General features: G+C 62.4%; 27 protein-coding genes and 1 pseudogene. 10 read left to right on the top strand and 18 right to left on the bottom strand.

From position 1 onward, the window contains the following. The first annotated feature begins 41 nt into the window (after window positions 1–41). Together ACJ2A4_RS09425 and ACJ2A4_RS09420 are read left to right on the top strand one after the other, a co-directional pair. Window positions 42–2,756, top strand: a complete 2,715-nt coding sequence (locus ACJ2A4_RS09425) for a DNA translocase FtsK 4TM domain-containing protein (protein WP_408872631.1) — start codon at window positions 42–44, stop codon at window positions 2,754–2,756. After that, complete coding sequence (locus ACJ2A4_RS09420) at window positions 2,746–3,543, top strand: RluA family pseudouridine synthase (RefSeq protein ID WP_408872630.1); 798 nt, start codon at window positions 2,746–2,748, stop codon at window positions 3,541–3,543. Before ACJ2A4_RS09425 ends, ACJ2A4_RS09420 begins: the two co-directional genes overlap by 11 nt. On the opposite strand, the gene ACJ2A4_RS09415 is transcribed toward ACJ2A4_RS09420, so the two are convergent. Continuing rightward, entirely contained in the window at window positions 3,534–4,271 is a 738-nt protein-coding gene (locus ACJ2A4_RS09415; RefSeq protein WP_408872629.1) for a DUF4097 family beta strand repeat-containing protein, read from the bottom strand. The genes ACJ2A4_RS09420 and ACJ2A4_RS09415 overlap by 10 nt on opposite strands. Window positions 4,272–4,290: 19 nt before the next feature. Further along, window positions 4,291–4,641, bottom strand: a complete 351-nt coding sequence (locus tag ACJ2A4_RS09410) for a hypothetical protein (RefSeq protein WP_408872628.1) — start codon at window positions 4,639–4,641, stop codon at window positions 4,291–4,293. A 128-nt stretch (window positions 4,642–4,769) separates the two neighbouring features. Between ACJ2A4_RS09410 and ACJ2A4_RS09405 the strand changes: the two genes are divergently transcribed. Further along, entirely contained in the window at window positions 4,770–5,849 is a 1,080-nt protein-coding gene (locus ACJ2A4_RS09405; RefSeq protein ID WP_408872441.1) for an IS5 family transposase, read from the top strand. Between the two features lie 131 nt (window positions 5,850–5,980). Here ACJ2A4_RS09405 and ACJ2A4_RS09400 read toward each other — a convergent pair. The 9 genes and pseudogenes from ACJ2A4_RS09400 to ACJ2A4_RS09360 all read right to left on the bottom strand — a co-directional run. Next, window positions 5,981–6,406: pseudogene (locus ACJ2A4_RS09400) on the bottom strand (transposase); the annotation flags it as partial. 100 nt (window positions 6,407–6,506) lie between these two features. After that, window positions 6,507–7,523: an asparaginase gene (locus tag ACJ2A4_RS09395; RefSeq protein ID WP_408872627.1), complete on the bottom strand. Its 1,017-nt coding sequence runs from the start codon at window positions 7,521–7,523 to the stop codon at window positions 6,507–6,509. Between the two features lie 31 nt (window positions 7,524–7,554). Then, complete coding sequence (locus ACJ2A4_RS09390; protein ID WP_408872626.1) at window positions 7,555–8,010, bottom strand: hypothetical protein; 456 nt, start codon at window positions 8,008–8,010, stop codon at window positions 7,555–7,557. 5 nt (window positions 8,011–8,015) lie between these two features. Beyond that, window positions 8,016–8,570 carry a Fur family transcriptional regulator gene (locus tag ACJ2A4_RS09385; RefSeq protein ID WP_408872625.1) on the bottom strand — a complete coding sequence of 185 codons (555 nt, stop codon included), beginning with the start codon at window positions 8,568–8,570 and terminating at the stop codon, window positions 8,016–8,018. Between the two features lie 56 nt (window positions 8,571–8,626). Then, entirely contained in the window at window positions 8,627–10,498 is a 1,872-nt protein-coding gene (gene ptsP, locus ACJ2A4_RS09380; protein ID WP_408874147.1) for a phosphoenolpyruvate--protein phosphotransferase, read from the bottom strand. Further along, the gene (locus ACJ2A4_RS09375; RefSeq protein ID WP_408872624.1) at window positions 10,491–10,790 is read right to left on the bottom strand and encodes an HPr family phosphocarrier protein; all 300 of its coding nucleotides are present in this window, start codon (window positions 10,788–10,790) and stop codon (window positions 10,491–10,493) included. The genes ptsP and ACJ2A4_RS09375 overlap by 8 nt, the downstream gene beginning before the upstream one ends. Before the next feature lie 14 nt (window positions 10,791–10,804). Next, entirely contained in the window at window positions 10,805–11,245 is a 441-nt protein-coding gene (locus ACJ2A4_RS09370) for a PTS sugar transporter subunit IIA (protein ID WP_408872623.1), read from the bottom strand. Next, window positions 11,242–12,207, bottom strand: a complete 966-nt coding sequence (rapZ, locus tag ACJ2A4_RS09365; protein ID WP_062511115.1) for an RNase adapter RapZ — start codon at window positions 12,205–12,207, stop codon at window positions 11,242–11,244. Before rapZ ends, ACJ2A4_RS09370 begins: the two co-directional genes overlap by 4 nt. Before the next feature lie 49 nt (window positions 12,208–12,256). Continuing rightward, window positions 12,257–12,718 carry an HPr kinase/phosphorylase gene (locus tag ACJ2A4_RS09360; RefSeq protein WP_408872622.1) on the bottom strand — a complete coding sequence of 154 codons (462 nt, stop codon included), beginning with the start codon at window positions 12,716–12,718 and terminating at the stop codon, window positions 12,257–12,259. Between the two features lie 53 nt (window positions 12,719–12,771). Between ACJ2A4_RS09360 and ACJ2A4_RS09355 the strand changes: the two genes are divergently transcribed. After that, window positions 12,772–13,161 carry an endoribonuclease L-PSP gene (locus ACJ2A4_RS09355; protein ID WP_408872621.1) on the top strand — a complete coding sequence of 130 codons (390 nt, stop codon included), beginning with the start codon at window positions 12,772–12,774 and terminating at the stop codon, window positions 13,159–13,161. Window positions 13,162–13,331: 170 nt separating this feature from the next. After that, window positions 13,332–13,688, top strand: coding sequence for a UrcA family protein (locus ACJ2A4_RS09350; RefSeq protein WP_408872620.1), 357 nt, complete (start codon window positions 13,332–13,334; stop codon window positions 13,686–13,688). A 134-nt stretch (window positions 13,689–13,822) separates the two neighbouring features. Here ACJ2A4_RS09350 and ACJ2A4_RS09345 read toward each other — a convergent pair whose 3' ends face one another. Both ACJ2A4_RS09345 and ACJ2A4_RS09340 read right to left on the bottom strand, forming a co-directional pair. Next, the gene (locus ACJ2A4_RS09345) at window positions 13,823–15,637 is read right to left on the bottom strand and encodes a stimulus-sensing domain-containing protein (protein WP_408874146.1); all 1,815 of its coding nucleotides are present in this window, start codon (window positions 15,635–15,637) and stop codon (window positions 13,823–13,825) included. Window positions 15,638–15,679: 42 nt separating this feature from the next. Then, window positions 15,680–16,450 carry a response regulator transcription factor gene (locus ACJ2A4_RS09340; RefSeq protein ID WP_062511108.1) on the bottom strand — a complete coding sequence of 257 codons (771 nt, stop codon included), beginning with the start codon at window positions 16,448–16,450 and terminating at the stop codon, window positions 15,680–15,682. 162 nt (window positions 16,451–16,612) lie between these two features. On the opposite strand from ACJ2A4_RS09340, the gene ACJ2A4_RS09335 reads away from it, so the two are divergent. From ACJ2A4_RS09335 to infC, 5 genes are all read left to right on the top strand, one after another. Beyond that, window positions 16,613–17,278, top strand: coding sequence for a nucleotide exchange factor GrpE (locus ACJ2A4_RS09335; RefSeq protein WP_194260174.1), 666 nt, complete (start codon window positions 16,613–16,615; stop codon window positions 17,276–17,278). Window positions 17,279–17,380: 102 nt separating this feature from the next. Next, window positions 17,381–18,301, top strand: a complete 921-nt coding sequence (locus ACJ2A4_RS09330; RefSeq protein ID WP_408872619.1) for a glycosyltransferase family 9 protein — start codon at window positions 17,381–17,383, stop codon at window positions 18,299–18,301. Continuing rightward, window positions 18,298–19,353: a glycosyltransferase family 2 protein gene (locus tag ACJ2A4_RS09325; protein ID WP_408872618.1), complete on the top strand. Its 1,056-nt coding sequence runs from the start codon at window positions 18,298–18,300 to the stop codon at window positions 19,351–19,353. Before ACJ2A4_RS09330 ends, ACJ2A4_RS09325 begins: the two co-directional genes overlap by 4 nt. A gap of 113 nt (window positions 19,354–19,466) precedes the next feature. Continuing rightward, a complete protein-coding gene (gene thrS / locus ACJ2A4_RS09320) occupies window positions 19,467–21,404 on the top strand; it encodes a threonine--tRNA ligase (RefSeq protein ID WP_408872617.1) in 1,938 nt (645 codons plus the stop codon). A 153-nt stretch (window positions 21,405–21,557) separates the two neighbouring features. Continuing rightward, on the top strand, window positions 21,558–22,079 hold the full coding sequence (gene infC, locus ACJ2A4_RS09315) for a translation initiation factor IF-3 (RefSeq protein WP_011252394.1): 522 nt from the start codon (window positions 21,558–21,560) through the stop codon (window positions 22,077–22,079). Between the two features lie 73 nt (window positions 22,080–22,152). On the opposite strand, the gene ACJ2A4_RS09310 is transcribed toward infC, so the two are convergent. The 5 genes from ACJ2A4_RS09310 to ACJ2A4_RS09290 all read right to left on the bottom strand — a co-directional run bounded on the left by ACJ2A4_RS09310 (window position 22,153) and on the right by ACJ2A4_RS09290 (window position 26,719). Further along, window positions 22,153–23,667 carry a hypothetical protein gene (locus ACJ2A4_RS09310; RefSeq protein ID WP_408872616.1) on the bottom strand — a complete coding sequence of 505 codons (1,515 nt, stop codon included), beginning with the start codon at window positions 23,665–23,667 and terminating at the stop codon, window positions 22,153–22,155. Window positions 23,668–23,748: 81 nt separating this feature from the next. Then, on the bottom strand, window positions 23,749–24,096 hold the full coding sequence (locus ACJ2A4_RS09305) for a thiol-disulfide oxidoreductase DCC family protein (RefSeq protein ID WP_408872615.1): 348 nt from the start codon (window positions 24,094–24,096) through the stop codon (window positions 23,749–23,751). Window positions 24,097–24,124: 28 nt separating this feature from the next. Further along, entirely contained in the window at window positions 24,125–24,853 is a 729-nt protein-coding gene (locus tag ACJ2A4_RS09300; protein ID WP_408872614.1) for an SIMPL domain-containing protein, read from the bottom strand. A gap of 44 nt (window positions 24,854–24,897) precedes the next feature. Beyond that, window positions 24,898–25,116, bottom strand: coding sequence for a hypothetical protein (locus ACJ2A4_RS09295; RefSeq protein ID WP_408872613.1), 219 nt, complete (start codon window positions 25,114–25,116; stop codon window positions 24,898–24,900). A 184-nt stretch (window positions 25,117–25,300) separates the two neighbouring features. Then, the gene (locus tag ACJ2A4_RS09290; protein WP_408872612.1) at window positions 25,301–26,719 is read right to left on the bottom strand and encodes an ATP-binding protein; all 1,419 of its coding nucleotides are present in this window, start codon (window positions 26,717–26,719) and stop codon (window positions 25,301–25,303) included.

The raw sequence follows: 26,719 nt of genomic DNA, 5'->3' as shown, positions 1-26,719 counted from the left end.
GGTGACGAGACTTGGCCGCGTTCAGCCGATCGACCAGTACAGTGCGCAACATCGTCCGCGACGCGCATGACCGGCACATGACACCAAAACTGCGCAGTGCCCTGCGCGCACGCTGCATGGAACTGCTCGGGCTTGTCCTGCTGCTCTTCGCCGTGGCGGTCGGGATCGCCCTGTGGAGCTTCAATCCGCACGATCCGTCCTTCAATACCTCGACCGGAACGCAGCCGACGAACCTGCTGGGCCGCACGGGTGCGACCATTTCGGACGGGCTGATCCAGTGGCTCGGTCTCGGCAGCGGCATGCCGATCTTCATCCTGCTCGCCTGGGCCTGGCGCATGGTGCGCCATCACGGCATGAGCCTGCCGATCCTGCGGATCGTGGCCGCCCTCGCTCTCCTGCCCGCCAGCGCCACGTTCATCGGCACGCTCCAGCTTCTCGTCCCCGGACTTCAGGTCGCCTGGCCGACCGCCAGCGGCCTGGGTGGAGAAATGGGCGTATCCTGCGCACAACGTCTTCTGGCTGCAGCTCATGCGGAAGCCGGTGCCGCCGGAAACGCCATTGCCGTCATTCTGGTTCTGCTGCTGATGGGTCTGCTGCTGCCGCTGGCCATGGGGCTTGAAGCCCGTGAATGGCGCGCGCTTGGCCAGACGCTCATGTTACTGGGTCGCCAGCCTTTCGCCATCGCAAAGCGCATGAACGGTCCGCAGACCTCTGACCGCCCCGCCCCGGACCCGCGGATGTACGAGTTCCAGCCCAGCCCCGCTGGCAGTGCTCCGGCAGCAGATGCCGCCCCGCTGTCGTTCCTGCGCCGCAGCTTCGGCAAGAGCGATCCACGATCCCGTCCGGCACCGTTCGTCCCGCAGAACACCGGCTGGATGCAGCCGCCGATGGAAACGCAGGATGATCCTTACGGCAAACCCGCCGCCGAACGTCAGACCAGCAAGACGGAAGCCGCGGCTGACCGTGCCCGCCAGGCCGCAGCCCCGCAGGAAGAAGACGCACCGTCCAATCCTTATGCCGAACGTCTGGCGCAGATTGCCCGCCAGCGTGAAACGCCGCCGCCTGCGCTGCGTCGGCAGATGGACGACGAAATGGACGAGGACCTGCCGCAGAGCAGTATCGACACGCCGCCCGAACCCGAGCCGCAGAAGCGTGGCCTGTTCGGGATGCGTCGTGCGGAACGTCCACCGGAGCCAGCCCCCACACGCCCGGCCGCGCCGCGCAATCCTGTGGCAACCGGCTGGGAACTGCCCTCCCTTGCCCTGCTGAACCCGCCACCACCCCATGCCGTGACCGGCCCGTCGCAGGAAACCCTGCAGTCCAATGCCCGCCTGCTGGAAAGCGTTCTGGCCAATTATGGCGTGCAGGGCACGATTGGCGACATCCATGCCGGTCCGGTCGTCACGCTGTACGAACTGGAACCCGCACCGGGCATCCGCTCGTCCCGCGTGATCGGACTGGCCGACGACATTGCACGCTCACTCTCCGTCCTGAGCGTGCGTATCGCGACCGTGCCGGGCCGCAATGTGATCGGCATCGAGGTTCCGAACGCCAAGCGCGAGACGGTTTATTTCTCCGAACTGCTGCGCACGCCGGAATGGCTGAACGGCACCGGACGCCTCCAGATCGCGCTCGGCAAGGATATTGCCGGTGTGCCGGTCTATACCGATCTGGCGAAAATGCCGCATCTGCTCGTCGCGGGTACGACGGGTTCAGGTAAGTCGGTCGGCGTGAATGCCATGATCCTGTCGCTGCTCTACCGGCTGAGCCCGGAAGAGTGCCGCCTGATCATGATCGATCCCAAGATCCTTGAACTGTCGATCTATGATGGTATCCCGCATCTCCTGACCCCGGTCGTCACGGAACCGACCAAGGCTGTCAGCGCGCTGAAATGGACCGTGCAGGAAATGGACCGCCGCTATCGTCTGATGGCGCAGCTTCAGGTCCGTAACATCAACGGCTACAACGAGCGCGTGAACCAGCTTCGCGCCACGGGCGAGATGGTCACCAAGCGGGTGCAGACCGGTTTCGATCCCGAGACGGGCCGTCCGGTGTTCGATGAACAGCAGGTCGCGACGGAAAACCTGCCCTATATCGTCGTCGTCATCGACGAGATGGCCGACCTGATGATGGTCGCGGGCAAGGAAATCGAGACGGCGGTACAGCGTCTGGCCCAGAAGGCCCGTGCAGCCGGCATTCACGTCATCATGGCGACGCAGCGGCCGTCCGTTGACGTCATCACCGGCACCATCAAAGCCAACTTCCCGACCCGTATTTCCTTCCAGGTCATCAGCAAGTTTGACAGCCGCACCATCCTTCAGGAACAGGGCGCTGAACAGCTTCTGGGCCAGGGTGACATGCTCTTCATGCAGGGCGGCGGACGCATCACGCGTGTCCACGGCCCGTTCGTAGCGGACGAGGAAGTCGAAGCCGTGGTGGCGGATCTGCGCTCCAAGGGCGACCCGATCTATAACGACGATGTGGTCTCCGGTCAGGACGATGACAGCGCAGGCGGCCTGACGGCAGGGTCCGGATCGGGCGGTGATGGGGAAGGCAGCCTGTTCGATCAGGCTGTGGACATCGTCATGCGCGAAGGCCGCGCCTCCACCAGCTTCATCCAGCGCCATCTCTCCATCGGCTATAACCGCGCGGCCAAGCTGATCGACCAGATGGAAAAGGAAGGCATCATCGGCGCTGCCAACCATGTGGGCAAACGCGAGATCCTGATCCGCCGCAAGGAAGAGCATGAAGACTGACCGGAAAGACCGGATTCGGCGCGCAAAAGCCGCGCGCAACGCACACAAACCCCGGCGCCTGCCCCAACAGGCTGCCTCCCCTGCCCCGGAAGGGCCGCGCACCCCATTTCACCCCGGCATGGATATTCCCATCCTGCTGGAAACACCCCGCTTCCTGATTCTGGACAAACCGGCAGGGCTGGCCGTTCATCCCGGCCCGTCCACGCAGGATTCCGTTGAAACGCGACTGCTGCCGCATCCGCGCGGGGGGCCATGGCTGGCGCATCGGCTGGATGCGGACACGTCCGGCTGTCTGCTGGTCGCACGACGCAAGACGGCGCTGATCGAGGCGCAGAAGGCGTTTCAGGAGCGGCAGGTCCGCAAGCTGTACTGGGCCGTTGTGGTGGGGGATCTTGAGCAGGATAGCGGCGAGATCAACGCGCCGCTTCTGCGTCAGTCTGACGCCTCGGGCTGGCGGATGATCGTTGATGCGAAGGGCGACGAAGCCCGCACGCGCTGGCGGGTTCTGGGGCGTGGCAAGGGCCTGTGCTGGGTAGAGCTGGAACTGCTTACGGGACGGACACATCAGGCGCGTATCCATTGCGCGGAACTGGGCACGCCCATCCTTGGCGATTCGGTTTACGGAGCCCCTGCTCCGGACGGCTCAACTCTGCCAAGGCTGCACCTTCTAGCCCGCAGTCTGGAACTGGACCTGCCGTCCGACACGCTCAGCGCGCAGGCGCCCCCGCCGGAGTTCATGGCGGAGACCCTGCGGGCGATGGGTTGTGAAAGCGCCGTTCAGTTCTGAACGAGCTTCAGAGTGCCGATCACGCTGCGGATCACGACATGATCCCGGCCATCACCGACCCTGCCACTCGCCGTAACCGTCCGGACCTCTTCTGATCCCGCGGACTCTTTTTCCCAGTTCCCCGTCTGCACCGTCAGACCCAGGGACTGATCCAACGGCAGAGCCTTGTCGGTACGGCGCTGTTTCAGGCGGATGTCGAATGTTCCACCAAAACCGTGCGACAGGTGAACCATCATGTCACCGCTGACCGTGCCGATCTCGATCGTTCGCGCCTGCGTGGCGGCATCCAGCGTGAGGGTCGTGTCGCCACTGACACTGTGGATCATGACGTCCCGGGCCGCATGATTGATTGTGCTCTCGCCGCTCATACTCCGGATGGAGACGCTCTGATCGGCATGATCCAGCGTCACGTTCCCGCTGGCACTGCGAATTTCGGCAGTTCCACCGACATGATCCACATCCAGTGTTCCGCTGACCGTACGGACATCCAGTGGGCCTTTGGACTGCTCGATATGAATGTCGCCGCTGACAGTCCGGACAGACAGGGCGTCACTGGATGTTCCGATGCTGACGTCTCCGCTGATGGTGGCGAATTTTCCACCCTCGGGAAGGGTGGATTCGGAGATGTCGTCCGAAATCGAAGACTGGTTCATCGGTGCCGCACAGACCGGAAAAGCCAGTGCGGTCCCGAGGGCGAGGACAGAAAAGGAAAGTGCAAAACGGGTCATGGGAAGGGGCTTTCCGGCTTCAGAACTGCGCAGAGACAACAGGGCGGTTGAGGAGCGCTGCATGAACACCGCGCGCAATCGCCCAGGCCGTGAGAATGCCCCAGGCCAGTGTCAGTCCCCACGGCACCACCATGAACACCAGTCCCAGACCGCCCGTGATGGCGCCCAGCCCCGTGACCATGAGATGGATCATCCCGATGACCGTCAGTGCGAGCGCGCCATACCAGAACATCCGCACCTGCCAGTCCAGTTGCGCACGCTTCAGACCCGTGGCGAAACGGCGGCTTCTATGCGCGATGATGACGCCGATCAGGGCCGTGACCCCCGTAAAGAAGCCGGCGATGTACAGCGCATAAACCAGCAGGACCAAATCGCGGCCGGTATCGGCATCGCCTCTACGGTCATGCCGCCGGGCAGGTGGAGGGTTCGAAAAACCCCCTGGTATTGAGGTCTGCTCTGTGATTCCATTTCCCCTTAGTTGATTGGGGATGATGAAAGATGAAGCAGCCGGGTTTCTTTGATGTTGAAGAACGGCTTGCCCGCTTGAGCGGGCTTGGTGATCAGCTGGAGGCCTTTTCCCGGACTGTGGATTTTGAAGTCTTCCGCCCTGACCTGGAGAAGGCTCTGGCGTATTCTGACGGAAGCAAAGGCGGACGACCGCCATTTGATCCGGTGCTGATGTTCAAAATTCTGGTGATCCAGACGCTCAACAATTTGTCTGATGAGCGGACGGAATATCTGATCAACGATCGCCTCTCCTTTATGCGTTTCCTTGGTCTGGGACTTTCGGATCGGGTGCCGGATGCCAAAACGGTCTGGCTGTTCCGCGAGCGTCTGACCCAGGCGGGTGCGATCGAAGGGCTGTTCAACCGCTTTGATGCGACCCTGCGCAACGCCGGGTATTTACCGATGTCAGGCCAGATCCTGGATGCCACACTGGTAGCTGCTCCAAAGCAGCGGAACACCAACGCAGAGAAAGCCGATCTTCGGGAAGGACGTATTCCTGAAGACTGGCAGGACAAACCCGCAAAGCTGTCGCACAAGGATCGTCATGCGCGCTGGACACTGAAGTTCACGAAGGCGAAGCGGCAGGATGATGGAACCATGCCCTCCAGCGATCTCGCCATCCCGTTCTTTGGCTATAAATCGCATGTTTCCATCGATCGGAAATACCGGTTCATCCGGAAATGGAAGACGACGGATGCCGCCGCCAGTGATGGCGCGCGATTGAGAGAGGGGCTGCTGGATAAAACCAATACGGCCTCAACGGTCTGGGCTGACACGGCCTATCGTTCAAAAGCGAATGAGGACTTCATGGAGGAGCAGGGCTTTGTCTCGAAGGTTCACAGGAAAAAGCCGCATCTCAAGCCTATGCCCAGGCATATCCAGAAATCCAACGCCGGAAAGTCCGTTATCCGGTCGCGTGTCGAGCATGTCTTTGCTGATCAGAAATCACAGACCGGGCTGTTCGTCCGAACCGTCGGCATAACGCGGGCCACCATGAGGATCGGGTTGGCCAATATCGTCTATAATATGCGCCGCTTCCTCTTCCTGGAGCGGATCAGCGCGAATGCATAGCAATCCAGCGGGGGGCAGCACTCAATCTGCTCAAAACGCAGATCGAAAACGAACCCAAAAGTAGTCAATCAAATCGCCAAAAACCTGAAATCACCAGCCAAGCGTATCAATCAAGGGTTCTTCGATCCCTCCATCTGGCCGGACATCGGGAGATAACCGGCGTTCCGCAGGGTCGCGTCAAATCGGTCAAACAGCCTTTCAATGGCACCCGCCTGTGTCAAACGCTCACGAAACAGCCAGACCGTTTTGGCATCCGGCACGCGGTCCGACAGCCCCAATCCCAGAAAGCGCATGAACGACAGGCGGTCGTTGATCAGATACTCTGTCCGTTCATCAGACAAATTGTTCAACGTCTGGATGACCAGAATTTTGAACATCAGCACCGGATCAAACGGCGGACGTCCGCCTTTACTTCCGTCTGAATAGGCCAGAGCCAGCTCCAGATCAGGACGGAACACCTCAAAATCCACAGTCCGGGAAAAGGCCTCCAGCTGATCGCCAAGCCCGCTCAGCCGAGCAAGCCGCTCTTCAACATCAAAGAAACCAGGCTGCTTCATCTTCCACCATCCCCAATCAACGCCGAAGAAATGGAATCACACAGAACAGCTCAGAGCCAAGGGTTTTTCGAACCCTCCACCTATAACACAAATCCGCTTATCACGGAAGGGCAGAGCGGATTTCACCCACCGTGAACCCGTTCCAGTTCCGCAGGATCTGGGTGGATGTCGTGTCCAGAATGTCCCGGTCTGCCTCATCCCTGCACAGGGTTTCACCGCCAAAACGACGCATCAGTGCGGACATCGCAACCTCTGCGGCACGGTTGGCGCCGTCATCGGTCTTGATCGCCAGACCGAGACCCAGTTCAGGCAGGGAGGCGATCATCACGCCTTCCGCGCCCATCTTCACGAAAGCCCTCGTCCCGAAGCGATCCATGATCTTCGTGTCGTAGCGTCCCGTCCCGGCGACCATGAACGGATTGGCCGCCACAGCCTCACGAAGTCGTGTAGCCGCACGGAAACGCCCTTCAGACAGACCGGTTCCCGCGCCAAATCTTGCAAAACCTTTCGCCAGCGCTTTCAGAGGCACGGCGTAGGTCGGCATGGAGCAGCCATCCATGCCGCGATTGCTGTCGTCATGCGGCGTATCCATCATGGCAGCGAGCACATCCGTCACGCGGCGCTGGATCTCGTGGGACGGATCGATATAGCCGGTCGGATCGATCCCCTGATCGCAGGACAGGCACACCATGCCAGCATGTTTGCCCGAGCAGTTGTTATGCAGCGGGCAGGCGCTCTGATGGGCAGCGGCCAGAGCACGGCCTGCGGGTTCGTAGGTCGGCCAGTGCGTTCCACATTCCAGAGACTCGACATCCCGGCCCACAGAAGCCAGCATCGTGGCGGCCATTTCGGCATGGGCCTTTTCGCCGCCATGCGAGGCACAGGCGAGCGCCAGCGCATCATTGCTCAGTCCCAGACGGTCGGCCGCGCCGCTTTCCACCAGTTCGATAGCCAGCAGGGATTTGACAGTCGAACGCGGGAAAACGGCAGCATCCACGTCGCCGCAGGACCAGACCACGCCTCCATCCGCATCCACCACAACAGCCCGGCCCAGATGATGGGATTCCACCCGTCCGCCGCGCGTGACCTCGGCCAGAAGGCCCGACTGTGCTGCCATTTGATTATTCCCCTGTTCCTCGTGATGTCTGTCATGACGGTTCCGGGCCGAGCACATAGCACGGACGGCCATCCTGGCGATCCTCCGTGAGCCAGGGCTGGATCAGGCGGCGCCGGACCCGCACCACGCCCATGTCATCAACAGCCGAAACATGCGCCAGATCTTCCGCAAGATGCGCAGCCGTGCGGAATATGAGCCCGTCCGCCAGAGGCAGACCATCTTGCACGAGGCTCCGGGCGGTTCCGGCGCCCGTAAGATGATAGACAAATGCCTCGCCTGAGGGCGGACGAAACCCGACGGGGCCCAGGAAAGAGGCCTCGACATCCGCAGCTGGAAGATGCGTCAGCGGAGGCGTCCAGCCGAGCAGGTCGGGCTGTTCCGGCGAGGCCACAGGCCTGCGGGCGGGAGCGGGCTCCGAACGTTCACGACGGGATTTCGGCAGGTTCTCGAACAGGGACGCCGACGACGGAGAACGGCGGCGGCCCATTCGTCTCAGCCCGCTGCGGTTTTCGGGCGGCGCGCCGGCGTTACACCCGCCTTCCGGCAGTCAGCGCACAGGCCTTCGATTTCCACGGTGGCCGCTTCGGCCCGGAACCCCATGCCCTGTGCCGCACGGGTCAGGATCGGGGCAATGGTTTCCTGCTCCAGTTCCCAGGCCCGGTCGCAGCCGCGGCAGATCAGGAACTGCGCGCGGTGCATTCCGCCTTCGTCATGGTGATTGCAGCCATGCGGACATTCCACCGCATGTGAGCAGCCGACAAAGGCGCTCAACCGTTCCAGACGGTGGATCAGGCTGTGCTCCAGCAGGAAATCCAGCGCCCGATAGACCGTGGGGGGCGCCGCTTTCGGATGGGCGGGACGCAGTCTGGCCAGAAGGTCATAGGCCCCGGACGGCTTCTCGCTGGACAGAATCAGGCCCAGCACCTGCCGCCGCGTCTCCGTCAGGCGCTGCCCGTTGCGCTGGCACCATTCGGCCGTGCGGTCGAGGCGTTGGGTGACCTCGGGCGAAAAGGTCAGGGCGTCAGCAATGGCAGCAGAATCCGGCATGGCGCTCAATATGGCATCCCGATCGCGCTTTGCCGAGAGAGCGCGCGCAAACGGCGTCAGGTTGCGAACTGCCGCACCAGATCGCGGATCACGAGTGGGTCGGTTTCCAGCATGACCTGTCGGCGCAGCTGGTCGCAGTCTTCGAGCGTAAGCGTCCGGATCAGCCGCTTTACGCGCGGCAGAGACGCGGAGTTCATGGAAAAGGACCGCAGACCCAGACCGATCAGCAGCCCCACAACCCGGGGATCGGATGCCATTTCCCCGCAGACCGAGATCGGGCGGCGCGCCCGGAGCGCCGAATCCGCCGCTGCCGCAATCAGACGCAGGACGCCGGGATGAAGCGGGCTGTAGCGGTCTGCCACCATGGAATCCGCGCGATCTACGGCGAGCGTGTACATCGTCAGGTCATTGGTGCCGAGCGCCATGAAATCGGCGTGTCGGGCCAGTGTGTCCACCGTGAGTGCCGCGGCCGGCGTCTCGACCATGATCCCCAGGGGCGGCAGCGGATCGGGAAGCGCATGTCCTTTGCGCTTCAGGCGCCGTACCACCCGGTCATAGATCTCCCGCGCGCTCACGATCTCGTCCGAAGACGTGACCATGGGCAGCAGGACCCGCACCGGACCGATAGCGACGCCTTCTTCAGGTTCGGCGGCGCGCAGAATGGCGGCGAACTGCGTTTCAAGAACATCCGGCACTCGGAGCAGAAGCCGTATCCCCCGCAGACCCAGCGCGGGATTGTCGCCATCCGCACCCTGTTCGGCCAGCCCAAGCCTGCGCATACAGGCACGGCCCTTCTCGCCGCCCCAGTCCAGCACACGGATCGTGACCGGTCGGCCATCCATCGCCTGGACAATGGCGCGATAGGCCTCGGTCTGGCCATCTTCATCCGGCAGGTCCTCGCGTTCGCCGAACAGGAATTCACTGCGCAGCAAACCGATGCCCTTGGCGCCGTTGCGCATCAGCATCGGCAGTTCCGCCGGCAGTTCCAGATTGGCTGAAAGCTCAATGTCCTCACCACTCTGAAGCTGGGCCGGCAGACGTTTGAGTTGTCCGAAAGCCCGCTTTTCCTTGACTTCCCGCTGTGCCGCTTCCGTTGCCAGACGCAGCTCGGTTTCGTTGGGGGAGAGCGTGACGGTGCCAAGATGCCCGTCCACGACCACCATCTCGCCTTCCTGCACCTGCGCCATGAGGTTCGGCACGGCGAGGATGGCGGGAATGTCGAGAGCGCGCAGCAGGATCGCGGTGTGATCCGCGCCACCACCGCCCTGCGTGACCACAGCTGCAATCCGGGCCGGGTCGATCATCGCCACATCCGCCGGACGGAGCTGCTCGGCGACCAGAACCGAGCCCGGCGGCAGGCTGGAAAACGCCCGGTAGGAAATGCCGGTCAGGTTGCGCACCAGACGGCGGCCGATTTCCTCGAACTCACCCGCCAGTCGCAGATTGGCGTCGGCTTCCTGCGTGTTGTTTTCGCGCGCCACAGCCTGCGCCATGCGCGAGACCTGCAGTGCCAGTTCCTGCGTGACCTCCGAAACGGCCGCTTCGGCACACAGTCCCTCATCCGCAATGCGACCACGGACCTGTCGGACCAGCTGCGAAGGACCGAGCATCCGCTCATAGACCGTCAGAAGGGACGCGATTTCCTCGCGCCCTTCTTCCGGCAGTCCGACCAGCCGGTCCCGCATCTTCTCGATCTGATGGAAGGCCCGGGCAATGGCCTCGTCCAGACGGACATTTTCCGCTTCCGGCCCGATGGCGCTGTAGCGCTCGGTGATGTCGGGAAGGGGCAGTTCCTCAACCCGTCCCGCCGGTCCAAGCCCCAGACCGGGCGTAATGGCCTTGCCCTGGAGGAAAACTCCAGAGCGTGTGCTGCGGCGGGACGAACGGGGAGAGCGGCTGCGGGACGGTCTTGAGGACGGTTCAGTCACGCTCACCAAACCCGTCTGCGATCAGGGCTTCCAGAGCATCCAGCGCTTCGGCGGCCTGCGGCCCGTGGGCACGGAGTGTGACGGTCTGGCCCTCACCGGCACCCAGCATCATCAGTCCCATGATCGACAGGGCGGAGACGACATTGGAGCCATGGGCGATCGTGGTTTCAGCGTCAAAACGCTCGGCTGTGGTGACGATCTTGGCGGCGGGCCGGGCGTGTAGGCCCAGATGATTGACGATGGTGACGGTGCGGGGCGCAACGGTCGCGGAAGAAAGGGTCGTATCGCTCATTCAGTGAACTCAATTCAATGAACAGGCAGCGTACAGGCACGCGGCCCTCCATGGAGGCAGGGATCGGGAAGCTGTGACGCTACGGCGATGTACTTCCGCCCCGCCATTGTGGCCTTTTCCACGCAGCCTGCAAGATCCAGATCCCGCCGCGTTTTCGCCAGCTTGACCAGCATCGGCACATTCACGCCCGAGACGACCTCGACATGTCCCGGGTCCCGCAGGGACAGCGCCAGATTGGATGGCGAACTGCCGAAAATATCCGTCAGCAGCAGCACACCTTCGCCGGTATCGAGCCGATGGAGCAGGCGTTCGGCCGCGGGGCGCAGCATGGCGGGATCGTCGTCATCCGCCACCCCGACCACACCCACCTGTGCCTGCGGCCCCACGACATGGACCAGCGTTTCCAGCAGGACATCGCCAAGACGTCCATGCGTTACCAGCATCAGTCCGATCATACCGTTCTGTCCTGTGAGGAATCCTGGGGAGGTACGGCCCAGCGCCAGGACGCCAGACCCTTGCGGGCAAGTTCACGGTGCAGGACCATCATCGGTCCGACCGGCATTGTTTTCGGGAGGATGCGGGCCAGTTCTTCCACGATCGTCACCGAGCGGTGACGGCCACCGCTGCATCCGATGGCAATGGTCGCGTATTTCTTGCCTTCCGCGACGAAACGGGGAAGCACAAGCTCCAGCAGGCTCTGGATGTGGCCGAAAAACGCGGAATAAGCCGGGTCCGACTTCACGTACTGCACCACCGCCTCGTCCAGCCCGGTCATGGGCTGAAGGGCCGGATCATAATGGGGATTGCGCAGGAAACGTGCATCAAAAACCATGTCCGCCTCGCGCGGCAGACCTGACGGATAGGCAAAGGACATCAGCGCAACCGTCAGCCCTTCCCCGCCCGTGCTGCCAAAGCGCGTCTCGATCAGCTGGCGCAGTTCGGGAGATGGCAGGTCGGACGTGTCGATGACCAGATCCGCATTGGCTCGTAGCGGCGCCAGAAGAGCGGTTTCCTGTTCAATTCCGGGAAGAATGGTGCCGCTGGTGACCAGCGGATGGCGACGGCGCGTGGCGGTGAAACGACGAAGGAGGATTTCGGGCTCGGCCGTGGCGTAAAGAAGCTGGACAGAGCAGTCCGGCAGAAGTCGCAGACGTTCGAGCTCTTCCAGCACACGGGAGGCCTCGAACCCGCGACTGCGGACGTCGATCCCGATGGCCAGGTTCTGCCCGGCCCGTGAGGCGAGCGCCTGGATCAGGTTCAGGGGTGGGTTATCCACGACCTCATGACCCAGATCTTCCAGAACCCGCAATATGGATGATTTTCCCGCTCCGGACAGACCCGTTACGATCAGGATCCGGCGGGAACCATGACCATATTCGGATAAAGAGCCAGACTCGGGATGGTTCGCCGATGCCATGTGCCACACTCTAGCCGTTTTTCTTTTTGTGCGGAACTATTTCGCACCTTCACGTTTCCGCAACATTTTCGCCTGCTCCGGCGACCCAGTCATAAACCCCGCAGCAGGCCTTCACCGCTGCCCTGATCCGCGCCACCGTTCCCGGAAAACCGGGCTCCAGACGCAGCATGACCGCTCCCGTCCAGGGGTCCCGGCACGGCTCGGGCAGACGAGGCTGTCCCTCCCCCAGATAGACCCGCAAACGGACCCTCGCATTTATGACAAAAGGTGTCCGGAGAATCCCGACCCCCCGGACCTCGATCAGTCCGGCAAGCCGTTCAGGGGCCGAAGCAATAGTGCCATCCAGCACCACCCGGTCATCCGCCACGAGATCAAACCCCGCATCCATCAGCCGCAGCGCCAATTCCGATTTCCCCGAACCCGAAGGACCGGAAATCAGGACGCCTTCCCCGTTCCACGCCACACAGGACGCATGGACCGAACCTTCAGGCGGAGCGGACAGGACGGACATGACGGATTGCGACCTCCACGGGAGCGGACTAAGACCTTGGGTCGGACAGGGGCATGACGGACCTCTGGCATGGATCAGGACTACGAACCACTATGGGCGCATCCTCCCCACACCAAAGCGTCACCGTACATGGAGACGAAGTCACCTGCACTGATTTCAGCGGATTCAGCCCGGACGGGGAACGTCCCGGCCGGCTGTCGGATGAATGTCAGGCCGCTCTCTCCGCCATTTCACTGGCTCTCGCCGATCACGGCCTGACCCTTGACCATACCCGGCACATCGCCGCCATGATCCGGGAAGGCCAGACTTTCAGCCAGTGTCAGGCCGCCCTGAACGAGGCGCTGGCGGCGGCAAGACCTGCTCTGACCCTGCGGATCGTGCAACGATTCCCCCTCCCCGAACAGCGCATCGCCCTGAGCCTGACCGCCACACCACACGAATAATCGGCATTATCCGCCATTCTATGGTCTGAAGTGCCATTTTTCTCAGAAAAATGGTTTCAGGACGGTTTTGAAACAGTTTTCCAGACCGGAAATTCAGAACTGGCACGCTTCCTGCATTGAAGATTTCCAGACGCCAGAAGCGTCGGATTTTTCTTCAGGAGCTTTGTGCCATGACCCGTTTTTCCACCCTGCTGATCTGCACCCTATCCGCCGCCAGTGTTGTCCTGCCGCTCCAGGCAGCTCAGGGCCGCCCTGCTGACCTGGGCACAGCCAGCACTGAAATCGACCTCTCATCGCTGAATCTGAATTCCGCACAGGACTGGGACACGGCCACGAAAAAGATCCGTCAGGCCTCCCACGCTGTCTGTCAGCAGCTTCAGGATGAGAGCTGGCTGTTCATGAATGATGTGACTGACTGCGAGCAGGATGCCGCCTCCAACGCCCGCGACAGCCTGTACGACCTGCGGGACCAGCAAACCCGGCGCCGGAACGGACATGTGCTTCTCGCCCTTTCCGCCCGGAAGTAATGGCTATGTCCCGACATCTTCTGCCGGTGCTGGTCCTTGCGCTGCCTTTTGCTGCAACGCTCGGACCGGGCGTGATCGACGGGCTGGAATCCGGGCCGGCCATCACCGTTCAGGTGCCGGAGCGGATTCCGGCGTCAGGGCGCGCGCGGGAGCCGCACCACGAAACAGGCCCCGCGGATCGCCCCGGACGCATCCATCCGGTTCTCGGCGAACAGACTGCCACGCAGGGCGTGAATGATCTGCCGGCTGATCGCGAGGCCGAGTCCGGAATGCTGGCCGAAGTTCTCGGTCTGGGGCCGCTCTGAATAGAAACGGTCAAAAATGCTATCGAGCTTACCGGGCGGAATGCCGGGGCCCTGATCGGTGATGGTGATTTCAACAACACTGCCGGTTCCGGGGCCTTCCCCGGCAATGTCGCGCGCGCTGGCATGCAGGGCGATAATCCCCTTTGGCGGCGAAAACGACACCGCATTGCCGATCAGATTGCGCAGGACCTGCACCAGCCGGTCTTCCACGGCTAGCGCCTTCAGCGGCGGGTCCTGATCACGAACGTCGAGCCGCAGGACAGGATCGTTCTCACGGCGCGTCGTCTGATGCATTTCCGCCAGAATGGACAGAAGGGCCACGACCGAGACAGGTTCGGGGCGCACGCGGGAGAGTTCCGCATCGATGCGGCTGGCATCGGAAATATCCGTAATCAGACGGTCGAGCCGTTTGACGTCGCTGTTGATGATGCCGAGGAGCCGTTCGCGCCGTTCGGCGATCTGGATGCGCGGCAGGGTCTCGATCGCCGAGCGGATGGAGGAGAGCGGGTTCTTGATCTCGTGGCTGACATCGGCAGCGAAGCGTTCGATGTCGTCCATCCGCGCCCAGAGCGCGAGCGCACTGCCCCGGAGCGAGCGGGCCAGAACGCCGATTTCGTCACGCCGGGCCAGAAGCCGCTCGGGCACGAGATCCTTGCGGCCATCCGTCTCGCGCATGTCGTTGGACGCGCGGGCCAGCGTCAGCAACGGGCGGGCAATCGTGAGCGACAGATACCAGGACAGCAGCACCGTCACGACCAGCGCTGCCAGCACCAGCGACAGGATCGAGGAGCGGACGGCAAAAAGCGTGCGGTCCACTTCCGGCGCATGACGGGTGAGCTGGATTTCGCCGACCGTGACACCATCGCGCACGACAGGCTCCACGACCGTTACGACAAGCTGATGATCCTTGGTGCGCCGAATGAAAGGCGGGAGTTCGGCCTGCGAATGGAGCGGCTGGGCGTCATGCGGGCCGTCCATGGCGGTATCGTTGGTGTCGAGCGTCACTTCTTCGCTGGAGGTCAGCGGCAGGAGCGACAGCAGCCAGTCATAGAAGCTTTCGAGGATATTGTTCCGGGGCGGCTGCCAGGACCCGCCATCGACCGCATCGGGCGCCGAGTGATCCTGTTTGCGCCGTGAAGCCGTGCGGCTGTCCACGACGAGTTTGCCATCCGGATCGAACAGCAAAGCGTGCGCGTTGGGACTTGGCTCGGTCAGGCTGGCCAGAAGCGGCCGGGCTTGGGCGACATCCAGTTCCAGATTTCCACCGGGCGCCGGATGGCCAGGCGCATGGGCCGCAACCCGGACTGCGGACTGGCCGAGCGCACCCGCATAGATATGGGCCTGCTCGCGCAGGGCGTTGACGTCGGTTTCCAGCAGACCGTTCTGGAACTGGTCCAGAAACAGCAGTGTGACGGCCAGAAGCGCGAGCGGCAGGGCGTTGAGCAGCAGGATCCGCACCAGAAGCGGCGAAGCCAGACGCCGGCGGGAGAAAGAAATCTCCGACAGGGGGCGCGGCTTCAGGCGGTTCAGAACCCGCGCCCAGAGGATCCGAAGCGACTCGACAAACCCCGTCCCTAGGCGGGGACGGGCCGATTCGGCCCGACGACGGTCGCGCCCCTGTTCGAGCCGGTCGGCATCGAGCATGTGACCCGTGGGGAAAGAACCGGAATCGTCATCCACGCGCGTTTACTCGTCCCGGTAACGGTAACCGATGCCGTAAAGCGTCTCGATCTGGTTGAACTCGTCATCCACCTGACGGAACTTCTTGCGGACGCGCTTGATGTGACTGTCGATCGTGCGGTCATCGACATAAATGTTGTCGCCATAGGCCGCATCAATGAGCTGATCGCGCGACTTCACCATGCCCGGACGCAGGGCAAGCGCCTTGACCAGCAGGAACTCCGTGACCGTCAGCGCAATGTCCTGACCGTCCCACAGGCACTGGTGACGCGTCTCGTCCAGCGAGAGTTTGCCGCGCACGATGGCGGAGCCGACAGCCGCCGCACCCGTGGCCTCGGCCCGGCTGGCATCCTGACGGCGCAGCAGGGCGCGGATACGCTCGATCAGCAGGCGCTGGGAGAACGGCTTGGTGATGTAGTCATCTGCTCCAAGGCGCAGGCCCATGAGTTGGTCCAGTTCTTCGTCCTTGGAGGTCAGGAAGATCACCGGCAGATTCGAGCGCGCGCGCAGGCGCTGGAGCAGTTCCATGCCATCCATGCGCGGCATCTTCACATCCAGCACCGCGAGGCTGACGGGACGCGAGGTGATGCCCTGAAGCGCGCTTTCGCCATCGGTATAGGTGTGGACGGTAAATCCTTCGGCTTCGAGCGTCATCTGGACGGAGGCGAGGATGTTCCGGTCGTCATCCACCAGCGCGATGATTGGCGCGGCGGAGGCGGCGGACGGCGGCTGCGAAGCCGGCGCGGGCGGCGCGTAGGGGGTTCGGGGCGTCTCCATGAGGGGTCCGTCTGCTGAAAACTGTTGCGGCTTTTTACCTATAACCCATGATCCATGATGGCGGAAAATAGGCTTTTCAATGACATGATGCGTCGCTATGCGACCGCGCAACCCTTGTCTTTGAGACAATCAGCGTTATCTCCTGAAGAAGTACGGGGCCGCATGATGGCCCGTCCCATAGAAGAAGGTCGTGACATGACAGACCACAACGCATCGCCGGAAACGGCCCACGACGTGCCTGAACAGGGCGTCGAGACCTCCGGCCATGAGACTCCGGGTATGAACGAGACCGGCGGTGAAACGCTGGAAGAAACCACGCCGGAAGCCCGGATCGAGGCGCTTGAAGCCGAAGTTGCTGAACTGAAGGACCGCTGGGTCCGTTCCGAAGCCGAAAGCCAGAACATCCGCGCCCGCGCCAAGCGCGACATCGAGGATGCGCGTCAGTACGCCATCCAGAAATTCGCCCGTGACGTGGTCGAGGCTGCCGAGAACCTGCAGCGCGGCCTGGCGTCCCTGCCGCCGAAGACCGAAGGTGAGGACACGCTCATCACCAAGCTGCGCGAAGGGATCGAGGGGACGGAGCGCTCCTTCCTCAACATCCTCGAACGCCACGGCATCACCTGCGAAGACCCGACCGGCAAGCCGTTCGACGCCAATCTGCATCAGGCAATGGCGGAACAGCCGTCCGACCAGCATCCGTCGGGTCATGTCATGCAGTCCTGGACGCCGGCCTGGCTGCTCAAGGGCCGCCTGCTGAAGCCGGCCATGGTCGTGGTCGCCAAGGGTGGCGCACAGGCTGCACCGCAGGGCGTCGACAAGACGGCCTGACGTGACCCTGGCATAAGGGCCGAAATCCCACGTCCGGGATTTCTTTGCGGAACGGCAACCGGGAATGGTTGGCGTTCCGCAACACCCTGCTAAAGTCGGCTCATGAGTCGCATTCTTGTCATAAAGCTCGGCGCCCTGGGCGATTTCGTTCAGGCATTTGGAGCTTTCGCGTCCATCCGGGCCGCTTTTCCCCACGCCACACTGACCCTCCTGACCACAGCGCCTTTCGTGGATCTGGCCCTCGCCGCGCCGTGGTTCGACGAAATCCTCACGGATGACCGCCCGTCACTGGCCAACCTGCCGGGACTATGGACGCTGTCAAAAAAACTCCGCGGCTACGACCGGGTCTTCGATCTTCAGACCTCCGGCCGCTCGAAAACCTATTTCCGCCTTGCAGGCCGACCTGAGCACTGGTCCGGCATCTCGGATGGCTGCTGCCATCCGCACGGCAACCCGTCGCGCAATGACATGCACACGCTGGCCCGTCTGGACGATCAGCTTCATGACGCCGGCGTCACACCCCTGTCCCGCAGCGTTCCGCACTGGCTTGAAGGGCATGGACCTGAAATTGCAGCACCCTATGCTGTTTTGGTGCCGGGTGCAGCGTTCCACCGCCCGCAGAAACGCTGGCCTACATCACGCTTCGCCGAGATCGCCAATGCCCTCGTGGCCAAAGGCATCCGCCCGGTCATCGTGGGAACACAGGGCGAGGTGCCACTGGCTCAGGACATCCTGCGCCTCTGCCCCACCGCTCTTGATCTGACGGGTCAGACTACGCTGCTGGAACTGGCTGGTGTGCTGGACCGGGCGGAAATCGTGATCGGGAACGACACCGGGCCGATGCATCTGGCCGCCGCGATGGACACGCCCTGCATCACGCTCTTCGGTCCTGACAGCGACCCGCGCCTCACTGCGCCCCTTACGCCCACGGGCGGACGGACGGACCTGATCGTGGTGCCCGATCTGGCAATGCTGCCAACATCCAGGGTTCTGACCTGCATGGAAGAGATGCTCTCCCGATGACCCGGGTCCGCTGTGTCATGATGCAGAAGAACGAGGCGACGCTGCTGGAGCCATGGATCCTGTGGCACGCGGCAATTTTCGGCTTCTCCAATCTGACAATCATCGACAATGGCTCGACCGATCCGGCCGTTCTGGACATTCAGACGCGGTATGAAGGCCAAGGGGTGCGGATCGTCCGGGATCATGCATCCCCCACGGATTTTCTGCACAAGGGAGACGTCATTGCCGGGATCATCCGGCAGTGGGACGCGGAGGATGCCTGCGATTTTGCCGTCCCACTGGACTGCGACGAGTTCCTGACGGTCTTTCTGGATCAGCTTTCGCTCGATCCGGAGGTCATCCGGCGGCAGTTCGATTATCTGGTGCAGGAAAACGCCACCTTCATTACGGACCGGCTGCTTTTGAATGTTCCGCTGGCACCCGATTACTACAGACCCCAGATCGTGCGGCGCGGTCTGTTCCGGGCGCACACGATCGTCAGTCTGGACCGCGGATTTCATAACCCGCAGAGCATTTATCCCGAGCGTTACGTGCGCACACCGTTCGTACATCTGCATCTGCACAACCGGCCGGATTATGAAGAAATCCGCCGGTTTGCCCGGCAGAAGCTGGATGCGGCCAAGACGGGTTCCCCACTGGAACACCCTAAAGACGGCACGCATCTGCATTACTATTTCAATGCCAGCCGCGAGGATTTTCTCGCCGGCTACAGGCTGGCACCGGATATCTATGCGCCGATGATTGCGCAGCGCCTGCGGGATCTGGGTGTCGATCCGGATATCCTTCTGGGCACAGGCGACAACGTTCCGCATCCGCCCCTCAGCATCCCGTCCGGCTTTGTCGCGCACCGGGCGCTGGAGGACGGGCAGCAGCATGAATACCGGGTGTTCGACCCTGTTTTCTATGCCCAGAACAACCCGGATGTGGCGCAGGATGCCTATTACGGGATCTGGCCGCTCATCCATTATCTGACCTGCGGATGGGATGAAGGCCGGCAGTCCGATCCCGGCAATGTCCCGCCACTCGTGCTTCAGATGGACAAAGCGACCTGAAAACGGACTGTCTGTCCGTCTGGGGGTTGCAGCGCGGCGGGGATTGAGGCCATTTACCGGTTCGTTTTTCGGCAGAGCGATCTGCCGTCCCCACTCGCACAGGAGCGATCTCCATGCCCGCCATCACACTCCCCGACGGAAGCGTCCGCACATTCGACGGGACGGTGACGGGCACGACGATCGCGGCCTCCATCGGGCCGGGCCTCGCCAAGGCTGCTCTGGCCATGGAAGTGGATGGCAAGCCCGTCGATATCGGCACCGAAATCAGTAGCGATGCGTCCGTAAAGTTCATTACCCGCAAGGATGAGGACGCGCTGGAAATGATCCGCCATGACGCGGCGCATGTTCTGGCCGAGGCCGTGCAGTCCCTGTGGCCTGAAACACAGGTCACGATTGGACCGAGCATCAAGGACGGCTTCTATTACGATTTCTCCCGCGAGAAGCCGTTCACCCCGGAAGACTTTCCGGCCATTGAAGCCAAAATGCGCGAGATCGTGGCGGCCAATACGCCGTTCGTCCGCGAAGTCTGGGACCGTGACGACGCCATCCGTTTCTTTGAAGAAAAGGGCGAGGACTTCAAGGCGCAGCTGATCCAGGACCTGCCGGAAGACGAGCAGATCTCGATCTACCGTCAGGGCGAATGGCTCGATCTGTGCCGCGGCCCGCATCTGCGCACGACCGGCGATGTCGGCACGGCCTTCAAGCTGATGCGCGTGGCCGGCGCCTATTGGCGCGGCGACCACCGCAACCCCATGCTGACCCGCATTTATGGCACCGCCTGGCGCGACAAGAAGGAGCTGGACGCCCATCTCCTGCGCCTTGAGGAAGCCGAAAAGCGCGACCATCGCCGCATCGGGCGCGAGATGGACCTCTTCCACATCCAGGAAGAAGCCGTCGGACAGATCTTCTGGCACCGCAAGGGCTGGCGCCTTTACACGGTCCTGCAGGACTACATGCGTCGTGCGCAGGAGCGGAACAACTACGAGGAAGTCCGCACTCCGCAGCTCGTGGACCGTGCACTATGGGAAGCTTCGGGCCACTGGGACAAGTATCGCGAGAACATGTTCGTCGCGACCGTCGAGGACGAGGACAAGACTCTCGCGCTGAAGCCGATGAACTGCCCGTGTCACGTGCAGATCTTCCGCCACGGCCTGCGCTCCTATCGTGAGCTGCCGCTGCGGATGGCGGAATTCGGCGCGTGTCACCGTTACGAGCCGTCGGGCGCACTGCATGGCATCATGCGCGTGCGTGGCTTTACGCAGGACGATGCCCATATCTTCTGCACGGACGACCAGATCGCGGATGAAACCGCGAAGTTCGTGAAGATGCTGGCGGAGGTCTATTCCGATCTTGGATTCGACACCTTCCGCGTGAAGTTCTCCGACCGTCCGGAAACGCGTGCGGGCTCGGACGAGGTTTGGGATCGGGCGGAAGGCTCGCTCAAGAAGGCCTGTGAAATCGCGGGCGTCGAGTACGAGTACAATCCGGGCGAAGGCGCGTTCTACGGCCCGAAGCTGGAATTCGTGCTGACCGATGCTATCGGCCGTGACTGGCAATGCGGCACGCTTCAGGTGGATTACGTTCTGCCGGAGCGTCTGGATGCGTCTTACATCGGCGAGGACAGCAACCGTCACCGCCCGGTCATGCTGCATCGCGCGATTCTTGGCAGTTTTGAGCGCTTCATCGGCATCCTGATCGAGCAGTACGCTGGCAAGTTCCCGCTCTGGCTGGCACCCACACAGGTTGTTGTGGCGTCCATCGTCTCCGACGCCGCCGACTACGCCAACGAAGTCGCGGCAACGCTCAAGGCCGCGGGACTCCAGGTCGAGACCGACACCCGCAGCGACAAGATCAACGCCAAGATCCGCGAACACAGCCTGGCGCGCGTTCCGGTCATCCTGGTCGTGGGTCGCCGCGAAGCCGAAGAGCGCAAGGTTGCCATGCGCCGTCTGGGCGGCGCGGCACAGGAGATCCTGTCGCTCGACGACGCCGTTGCAGCGCTTGCGAAAGAGGCTCAGGCCCCCGACATCGCGCGCTTTGCAAAGGATTGAACGTAATCCCCTTGCACCGGGCGTAAGGCAGGACTATGTGCAGAAAGAACGGGATCGGAAATGGCCGTATCCCGCCTTTCTTCGTGAAGGCGGATGCCGGTGACCGGGCCCGAGAGAAACTGATGACAGGAGCTGACCATAGCTAGACCGCCGATGCAGGCCGCGCCCACCCGTGAAGGACCGCGCGTCAACGAGGAAATCCGTGTTCCGCAGGTTCGTCTGATTGACGAAGAAGGCGAAATGCAGGGTGTCATGACGACCCGCGACGCCCTGATGCGCGCGTTTTCGGTGGGTCTCGACCTTCTGGAAATCAGCCCGACCGCTGTTCCTCCTGTCGTGAAGATTCTCGACTACGGCAAGTTCAAGTATGAGCAGCAGAAGAAGAAGAACGAAGCCCGCAAGAAGCAGAAGGTCATTGAGATCAAGGAAGTGAAGGTTCGTCCCGGTACGGGCGAGCACGACTTCCAGACGAAGCTCAAGGCCATTCACAGCTTTCTTGACGAGGGCGACAAGGTCAAGATTTCCCTGCGCTTCAAAGGCCGCGAAATGGCCCATCAGGAGCTCGGCATCAAGATGCTTGAGCGTATCCGCCAAGAAGTCGAGGAAAAGGCGAAGGTGGAGCAGATGCCCCGTCTTGAAAACCGCCAGATGCTGATGGTGATCGCACCCCGCTAAGGGGCGCTTTCAGCCCGCACATGAAAAACCGGCCGCCCTTTCGGGATCGGCCGGTTTTTTTATGTCTTGTCCGTCAGGCGGCCTCGGCTTCGAGATTCGTCCGATAGAGCGCGACGAACTGCCGCAGCATTCCTGCGATCTCGGCGACCGGACTTTCCCAGTCCCCCGAGCGGGGCTGGCGGAAGATCCGCATGCTCGGATACCAGGGCGTCGTCGTGGCGGTTTCACCCCAGCGCCAGCACGCATCGCTGCGTGAGATCATCCAGACCGGCAGACCGAGCCCGCCAGCCAGATGCACGATGGATGTATCAACACTGATCAGCAGGTCCACACCGTAAAGCCGGGCCGCCGTATCGGCGAAATCCGTGATTCCGTCCGTTACGTCGATCACAGGAAGGCCTGTTTCAGCAATCTGGTTTTTGGGCACGCCAAGCTGGAAACTGACGAAACGGATGCCGTCTACCTCTGTCAGGGGGGCGAGTTTCTCCAGAGGGACGCTCCGCCGGCGATCAATCTGTGTGGCGACAGGATCATGTGACCGTGGATCGCCGTTCCAGACGAGCCCGACAATCAGATCGGGCCGCTCCGTGTTTTCTGGCAGGCTCTGGCGAAGTGCCCCCCCTTCCCTGACCTGCTCTTCGACGGGAACGGACAGGTACGGACAGCCGGGCGCTGTGGATGGTGTCATCTTCAGGCGGAATGGCAGACCAACCATCGGGCAGTGCAGGTCCAGATGCAGCGCGGGATCGAGCACCGAGACGATCTGATCGATCCCTTCCACCCGTTCCAGAAGTCTGACCAGCGGGATGGGCACCTGAACCACGACCGTGGCGCCGCGCGCCTTGAGCAGGGGCACGAATCGGATGAACTGGAGTGTGTCGCCGTAGCCCTGTTCGTGATGGACCAGAATTGTCTTGCCGCTCAGATCTTCCCCTTCCCATTGCGGGACAGTGAGGTCTGTGCGCGGGATTTGGCAGCAGCGCCAGCGCCATTCATATTCCCGCCATCCGGCATCGAAATTGCCGGTTTTCAGCAGACTGACCGCGCGCCCGAAACGACAGACGCCGTTTTCGGGATCCAGCGCGATGGTCCTGTCATAATACGGCAGCGACTCCTCGCTTCGGTTAAGGCACTGCAGGGCATGCGCGATATTGTTGATGGCCGGGACATGATCGGGACAAAGCGCATTACCCGCCACGGCGTTCTCAAGGGCGTCTTCAAAGAGACCCTTGCGGGCCTGAACCAGACTGAGATCCACGTAATAGGGGGCTTCTGAAGGCTTCTGCTGGATCGCGACTTTCAGCGCCCGTTCAGCACCGTCCAGATCGCCGGCTTCCAGACAGACAATCCCCAGACGATGCCAGATTCTCGGGGCCTGTACATTCAGGTGCAGGCTCTTGAGATAGAAGCTCCGCGCCTGCGGCCAGTCTTTGAAGCGTTCGTAAAGACAGCCTGCCAGAAACGTGGAATGGGGATCCTGAGGCAGGGTCTGGATGCCTTCATGCAGCTTTTCGAGCGCAGACGGGATATCGCCTGCGTCACCAAGAGCGAGAATGTCCTGCGCCAGCAAACGGAAAGAGTTGGGCATGAAGGCTCCTTTTTTTCCGTCGTAGCGGACGCCTCCTAAGAAACCCTTAAAATCCTCCGTTTTCCTGTCCTGCTGTGCGGTTCAGCCTTCCAGTTTGCGGGTCAGGCGCTGCAGCAGCGGTCGGATGTGCAGAAATTTTCCGTATCCCCATTCCAGAACGGCCAGAATGACCGGATTCCGGGCTGCAAGACCCAGAGGACGCAATAGGGGAATGGCCCGCCACATGGCGGCGAAGGCAGCGGCACCCTCATAAAGATGCCCGTGTCCCTCGGCGTGGAACCGGGCCAGCAGGCTGGCGCGGTCCAGCGGGCAACCCTGGGCCGACTCCAGATTGATGAAGCGGATGGCACCACGCCGGTCCAGCCGTTTCATCAGCGCGATCTCGCGCCGGCAGAGCGGACAGCCGCCGTCGAACCAGACTGTTACCATGTCCCGCAATGCTCCGACGGAGAGCGGATCATGGCGACAGTTCTGCCTGCACGGAGACATTCACGCGTAGGGTCTGTTCATCCGGGCTGCGCTGCGGCGGTGCGGAATCGGCCATGCGGGCCGCCATGAGCATCACGGGACGGGGTCCCGGTTCCTGATAGGAAATGCGGACTTCCTTCAGGCGCGCAAGGCGCAGGCCAAGGGTCTGTGCGCTCTGTTCGGCCTGCGGGCGAACCTTTTTGAGGGCTTCCGTCCGGGCTTCCTGCAAAAGCCTGTTCCGGGTGGCGTCGTCGAGCGACCAGTCTAGCCCTTCCAGCATCAGGGACTGCGACTGAAGCTGCCCTGCCAGACCGAGAAGCCGCACGGAATCCTGTCCGCTGAGTTCAAGCTCCTGCCGGGCCGTCCAGCTTTTGGGGCCATGTTCGGGCGTATTTTCGTAAATGGAGTATCCGCCCGCCTTCGCCACGATTCCTTCCTGACCACCCGCCAGCTTCATCGCCGCAGCCATCCGGGTGTTCACGTCCTTCTGGGCCGCCGCGGCAGACGGGCTGTCGGACCGGACGGAAAGGCGGACTGTCAGTTCCGTTGGGACCGCATGGGCGGTGCCCATGACGCTGAAATCGAGCTGGGTGGTGTTCTGCTGCATATCGGCTGCCTGTGCAGTGGAAAATACGCCTGTTCCGGACAGGGCGATGGGAGAGAAGGCCAGAGCAGTCGCCAGAAATGGAACAGGCCGAGGCAGGGAAAAACGGATCATCAGGTCTCCTGAGGAGAGGTGTCTTGAGGACGTCCGAAATGCCGTCAGCGCGGTTCCGGAGCGTGTTTCAGCAGGACCAACGCCCGGCGCAAGCGTTCGATCCCCGCCCGGACATGACCCTGCGTACAGAGAAGATCGCCCTGCGCGCGCAGGTGACGGGCATCTTCCATGGTTCCCAGCGGAATGGCTGCGGGAGGAGCGGCCAGCCGGGCGTCCACATTTTTGCGCAGGCGGGCGCAGTATTCCGCGTTCTCGGATGTCACTGAAATGGCGTCATCCGAACGTCCCGACGGCTGGTGCTGAACTGGACGCAGGACCGGTGACGCAGCCAGACAGCCGAGCAGACAGAAAGCCGGTAGAACGGTCGGTGAAGGAAGGAAGACGCGCATCACGGCGTGTGTAACCTATTCCAGCTAAGCGCAGGGTGGGGCGTGAATGAAACTTCCGTCATCCCTTTTTTGACACGGCAGACACGACCGGAAGCAGAAGGGTCGCAGACAGGCCCGGTTGTCCGGCTTTCAGTTCCAGTGCGCCGCCATGTAGGCTCATCACGGCTTGCACCAGCGAAAGCCCCAGCCCGGCACCCGGCGTGTTTCGGGCAGTTTCCGCACGGAAGAAGCGTTCTGAAGCGCGGCCGAGATCGTCTTCGCTCATCCCCGGCCCCTGATCTGCAACCGTAATCGCCAGACGATCGCCGCGCATCTCCACCGAAAGGGTAATGGTGGTGTCAAGCGGGGCGAACTTGATGGCGTTATCCAGCAGATTGGCCACGGCCTGTTGCAGCAGGTGCGGATCGCCATTGACCGGCTGGACCGGCCCTGCCCTGAAGACCAGACGCAGGCCCGCATCCTCGACAGAGGCCTCGTAGAGTTCGCTCAGCCCTTCCAGCAACGGGCGCAGGTCCAGAACCGTGAAGGCGGCCCGTCTGGCCCCAGCTTCAAGCTGTGCAATTCTCAGCAGAGCCTCGAAAATCGACGTGACCCGGTCGAGATCCATGACTGCGCGGTCGATGGCGGCGTGAAGCTCCTCGGCAGAGGTGGCAGTACGGTTGGCGTCCTCAAGGCGCGCGCGGGCGCGGGCGATTGGAGTGCGCAGATCATGGGCGATGGCGTTGGAGACCTGTTTGACGCCATCCATCAGGCGGTTGATCCGCTCGAGCATGGTGTTGACGGTCTGTCCGACCAGATCTGTCTCGTTACCGGTCAGTGGAATGCGCTGGCTCAGATCGCCCTGCGCCACGGCCGCCGTAGTGCGGGCGATGGAGCGGACGACCTGCCGGAAGATCCGCCGAATCGCCAGCGCGCCACCGGCTGCCAGCAATGTCACCATGATCCAGGACCAGATCAGCGTATCGGTCAGAACGTGCCGGACAAGCTGTCGCCCGCGGACATCGCGCCCGACGATCATCCGGAAGCCATGCGTCAGGGGATAGGCGTGCATCTTGGCATTGGTGCGAAAACCGTCGCGCTTGATCGCCAGTTCGTAAAACGTATCCAGCCGGGTGATGACAACAGGCCAGCCCGGCAGGTTTCCGGCATATTTCCGTCCGTCCGGGCCAACCAGAAGATACAGTTCGTCGTCATCGACGTTCTGGTCCAGCCGGTCCTGGATGGCGAGGCTGAGCGCGGTGGGACCACCCTGCGCCCAGCGATGGGACAGGTCGGCGGCATCGACCTGCACCGCGGCCTCAACCTGATGGTCAAGCTGGCCGGTCGTGTTCCACCAGATGAAGGACAGGAACGCCCCGGCCGAAATCACGAAGACGAGGCCGTAAGCCAGCGCGAAGTTCAGACCGGCCGAGCGGATCGGCCAGCGCAGGCGCCGCTTCAGGACCAAGCCGAAACAGCGGACCTTGCGCCGCAGCAT

The sequence above is a fragment of the Gluconobacter roseus genome (assembly GCF_046058915.1).
In the GTDB taxonomy this organism is placed as follows: Bacteria; Pseudomonadota; Alphaproteobacteria; order Acetobacterales; family Acetobacteraceae; genus Gluconobacter; species Gluconobacter roseus_A.
Note: the sequence above shows the minus strand (reverse complement) of the source record. Positions and strands in the feature narration are given on the sequence as shown.

Coding starts and splice junctions, on each gene's coding strand:
- ACJ2A4_RS09375 (WP_408872624.1), bottom strand. CDS start 10,790: ATGAGCGATACGACCCTTTCTTCCGCGACCGTTGCGCCCCGCACCGTC.
- ACJ2A4_RS09390 (WP_408872626.1), bottom strand. CDS start 8,010: ATGGGCCGCCGCCGTTCTCCGTCGTCGGCGTCCCTGTTCGAGAACCTG.
- ACJ2A4_RS09420 (WP_408872630.1), top strand. CDS start 2,746: ATGAAGACTGACCGGAAAGACCGGATTCGGCGCGCAAAAGCCGCGCGC.
- ACJ2A4_RS09335 (WP_194260174.1), top strand. CDS start 16,613: ATGATGGCCCGTCCCATAGAAGAAGGTCGTGACATGACAGACCACAAC.
- ACJ2A4_RS09330 (WP_408872619.1), top strand. CDS start 17,381: ATGAGTCGCATTCTTGTCATAAAGCTCGGCGCCCTGGGCGATTTCGTT.
- ACJ2A4_RS09360 (WP_408872622.1), bottom strand. CDS start 12,718: ATGTCCGTCCTGTCCGCTCCGCCTGAAGGTTCGGTCCATGCGTCCTGT.
- ACJ2A4_RS09350 (WP_408872620.1), top strand. CDS start 13,332: ATGACCCGTTTTTCCACCCTGCTGATCTGCACCCTATCCGCCGCCAGT.
- ACJ2A4_RS09325 (WP_408872618.1), top strand. CDS start 18,298: ATGACCCGGGTCCGCTGTGTCATGATGCAGAAGAACGAGGCGACGCTG.
- ACJ2A4_RS09385 (WP_408872625.1), bottom strand. CDS start 8,570: ATGCCGGATTCTGCTGCCATTGCTGACGCCCTGACCTTTTCGCCCGAG.
- ACJ2A4_RS09405 (WP_408872441.1), top strand. CDS start 4,770: ATGAAGCAGCCGGGTTTCTTTGATGTTGAAGAACGGCTTGCCCGCTTG.
- thrS (WP_408872617.1), top strand. CDS start 19,467: ATGCCCGCCATCACACTCCCCGACGGAAGCGTCCGCACATTCGACGGG.
- infC (WP_011252394.1), top strand. CDS start 21,558: ATGCAGGCCGCGCCCACCCGTGAAGGACCGCGCGTCAACGAGGAAATC.
- ACJ2A4_RS09395 (WP_408872627.1), bottom strand. CDS start 7,523: ATGGCAGCACAGTCGGGCCTTCTGGCCGAGGTCACGCGCGGCGGACGG.
- ACJ2A4_RS09305 (WP_408872615.1), bottom strand. CDS start 24,096: ATGGTAACAGTCTGGTTCGACGGCGGCTGTCCGCTCTGCCGGCGCGAG.
- ACJ2A4_RS09355 (WP_408872621.1), top strand. CDS start 12,772: ATGACGGACCTCTGGCATGGATCAGGACTACGAACCACTATGGGCGCA.
- ACJ2A4_RS09300 (WP_408872614.1), bottom strand. CDS start 24,853: ATGATCCGTTTTTCCCTGCCTCGGCCTGTTCCATTTCTGGCGACTGCT.
- rapZ (WP_062511115.1), bottom strand. CDS start 12,207: ATGGCATCGGCGAACCATCCCGAGTCTGGCTCTTTATCCGAATATGGT.
- ACJ2A4_RS09370 (WP_408872623.1), bottom strand. CDS start 11,245: ATGATCGGACTGATGCTGGTAACGCATGGACGTCTTGGCGATGTCCTG.
- ACJ2A4_RS09345 (WP_408874146.1), bottom strand. CDS start 15,637: ATGCTCGATGCCGACCGGCTCGAACAGGGGCGCGACCGTCGTCGGGCC.
- ACJ2A4_RS09415 (WP_408872629.1), bottom strand. CDS start 4,271: ATGACCCGTTTTGCACTTTCCTTTTCTGTCCTCGCCCTCGGGACCGCA.
- ACJ2A4_RS09340 (WP_062511108.1), bottom strand. CDS start 16,450: ATGGAGACGCCCCGAACCCCCTACGCGCCGCCCGCGCCGGCTTCGCAG.
- ACJ2A4_RS09290 (WP_408872612.1), bottom strand. CDS start 26,719: ATGCTGCGGCGCAAGGTCCGCTGTTTCGGCTTGGTCCTGAAGCGGCGC.
- ACJ2A4_RS09310 (WP_408872616.1), bottom strand. CDS start 23,667: ATGCCCAACTCTTTCCGTTTGCTGGCGCAGGACATTCTCGCTCTTGGT.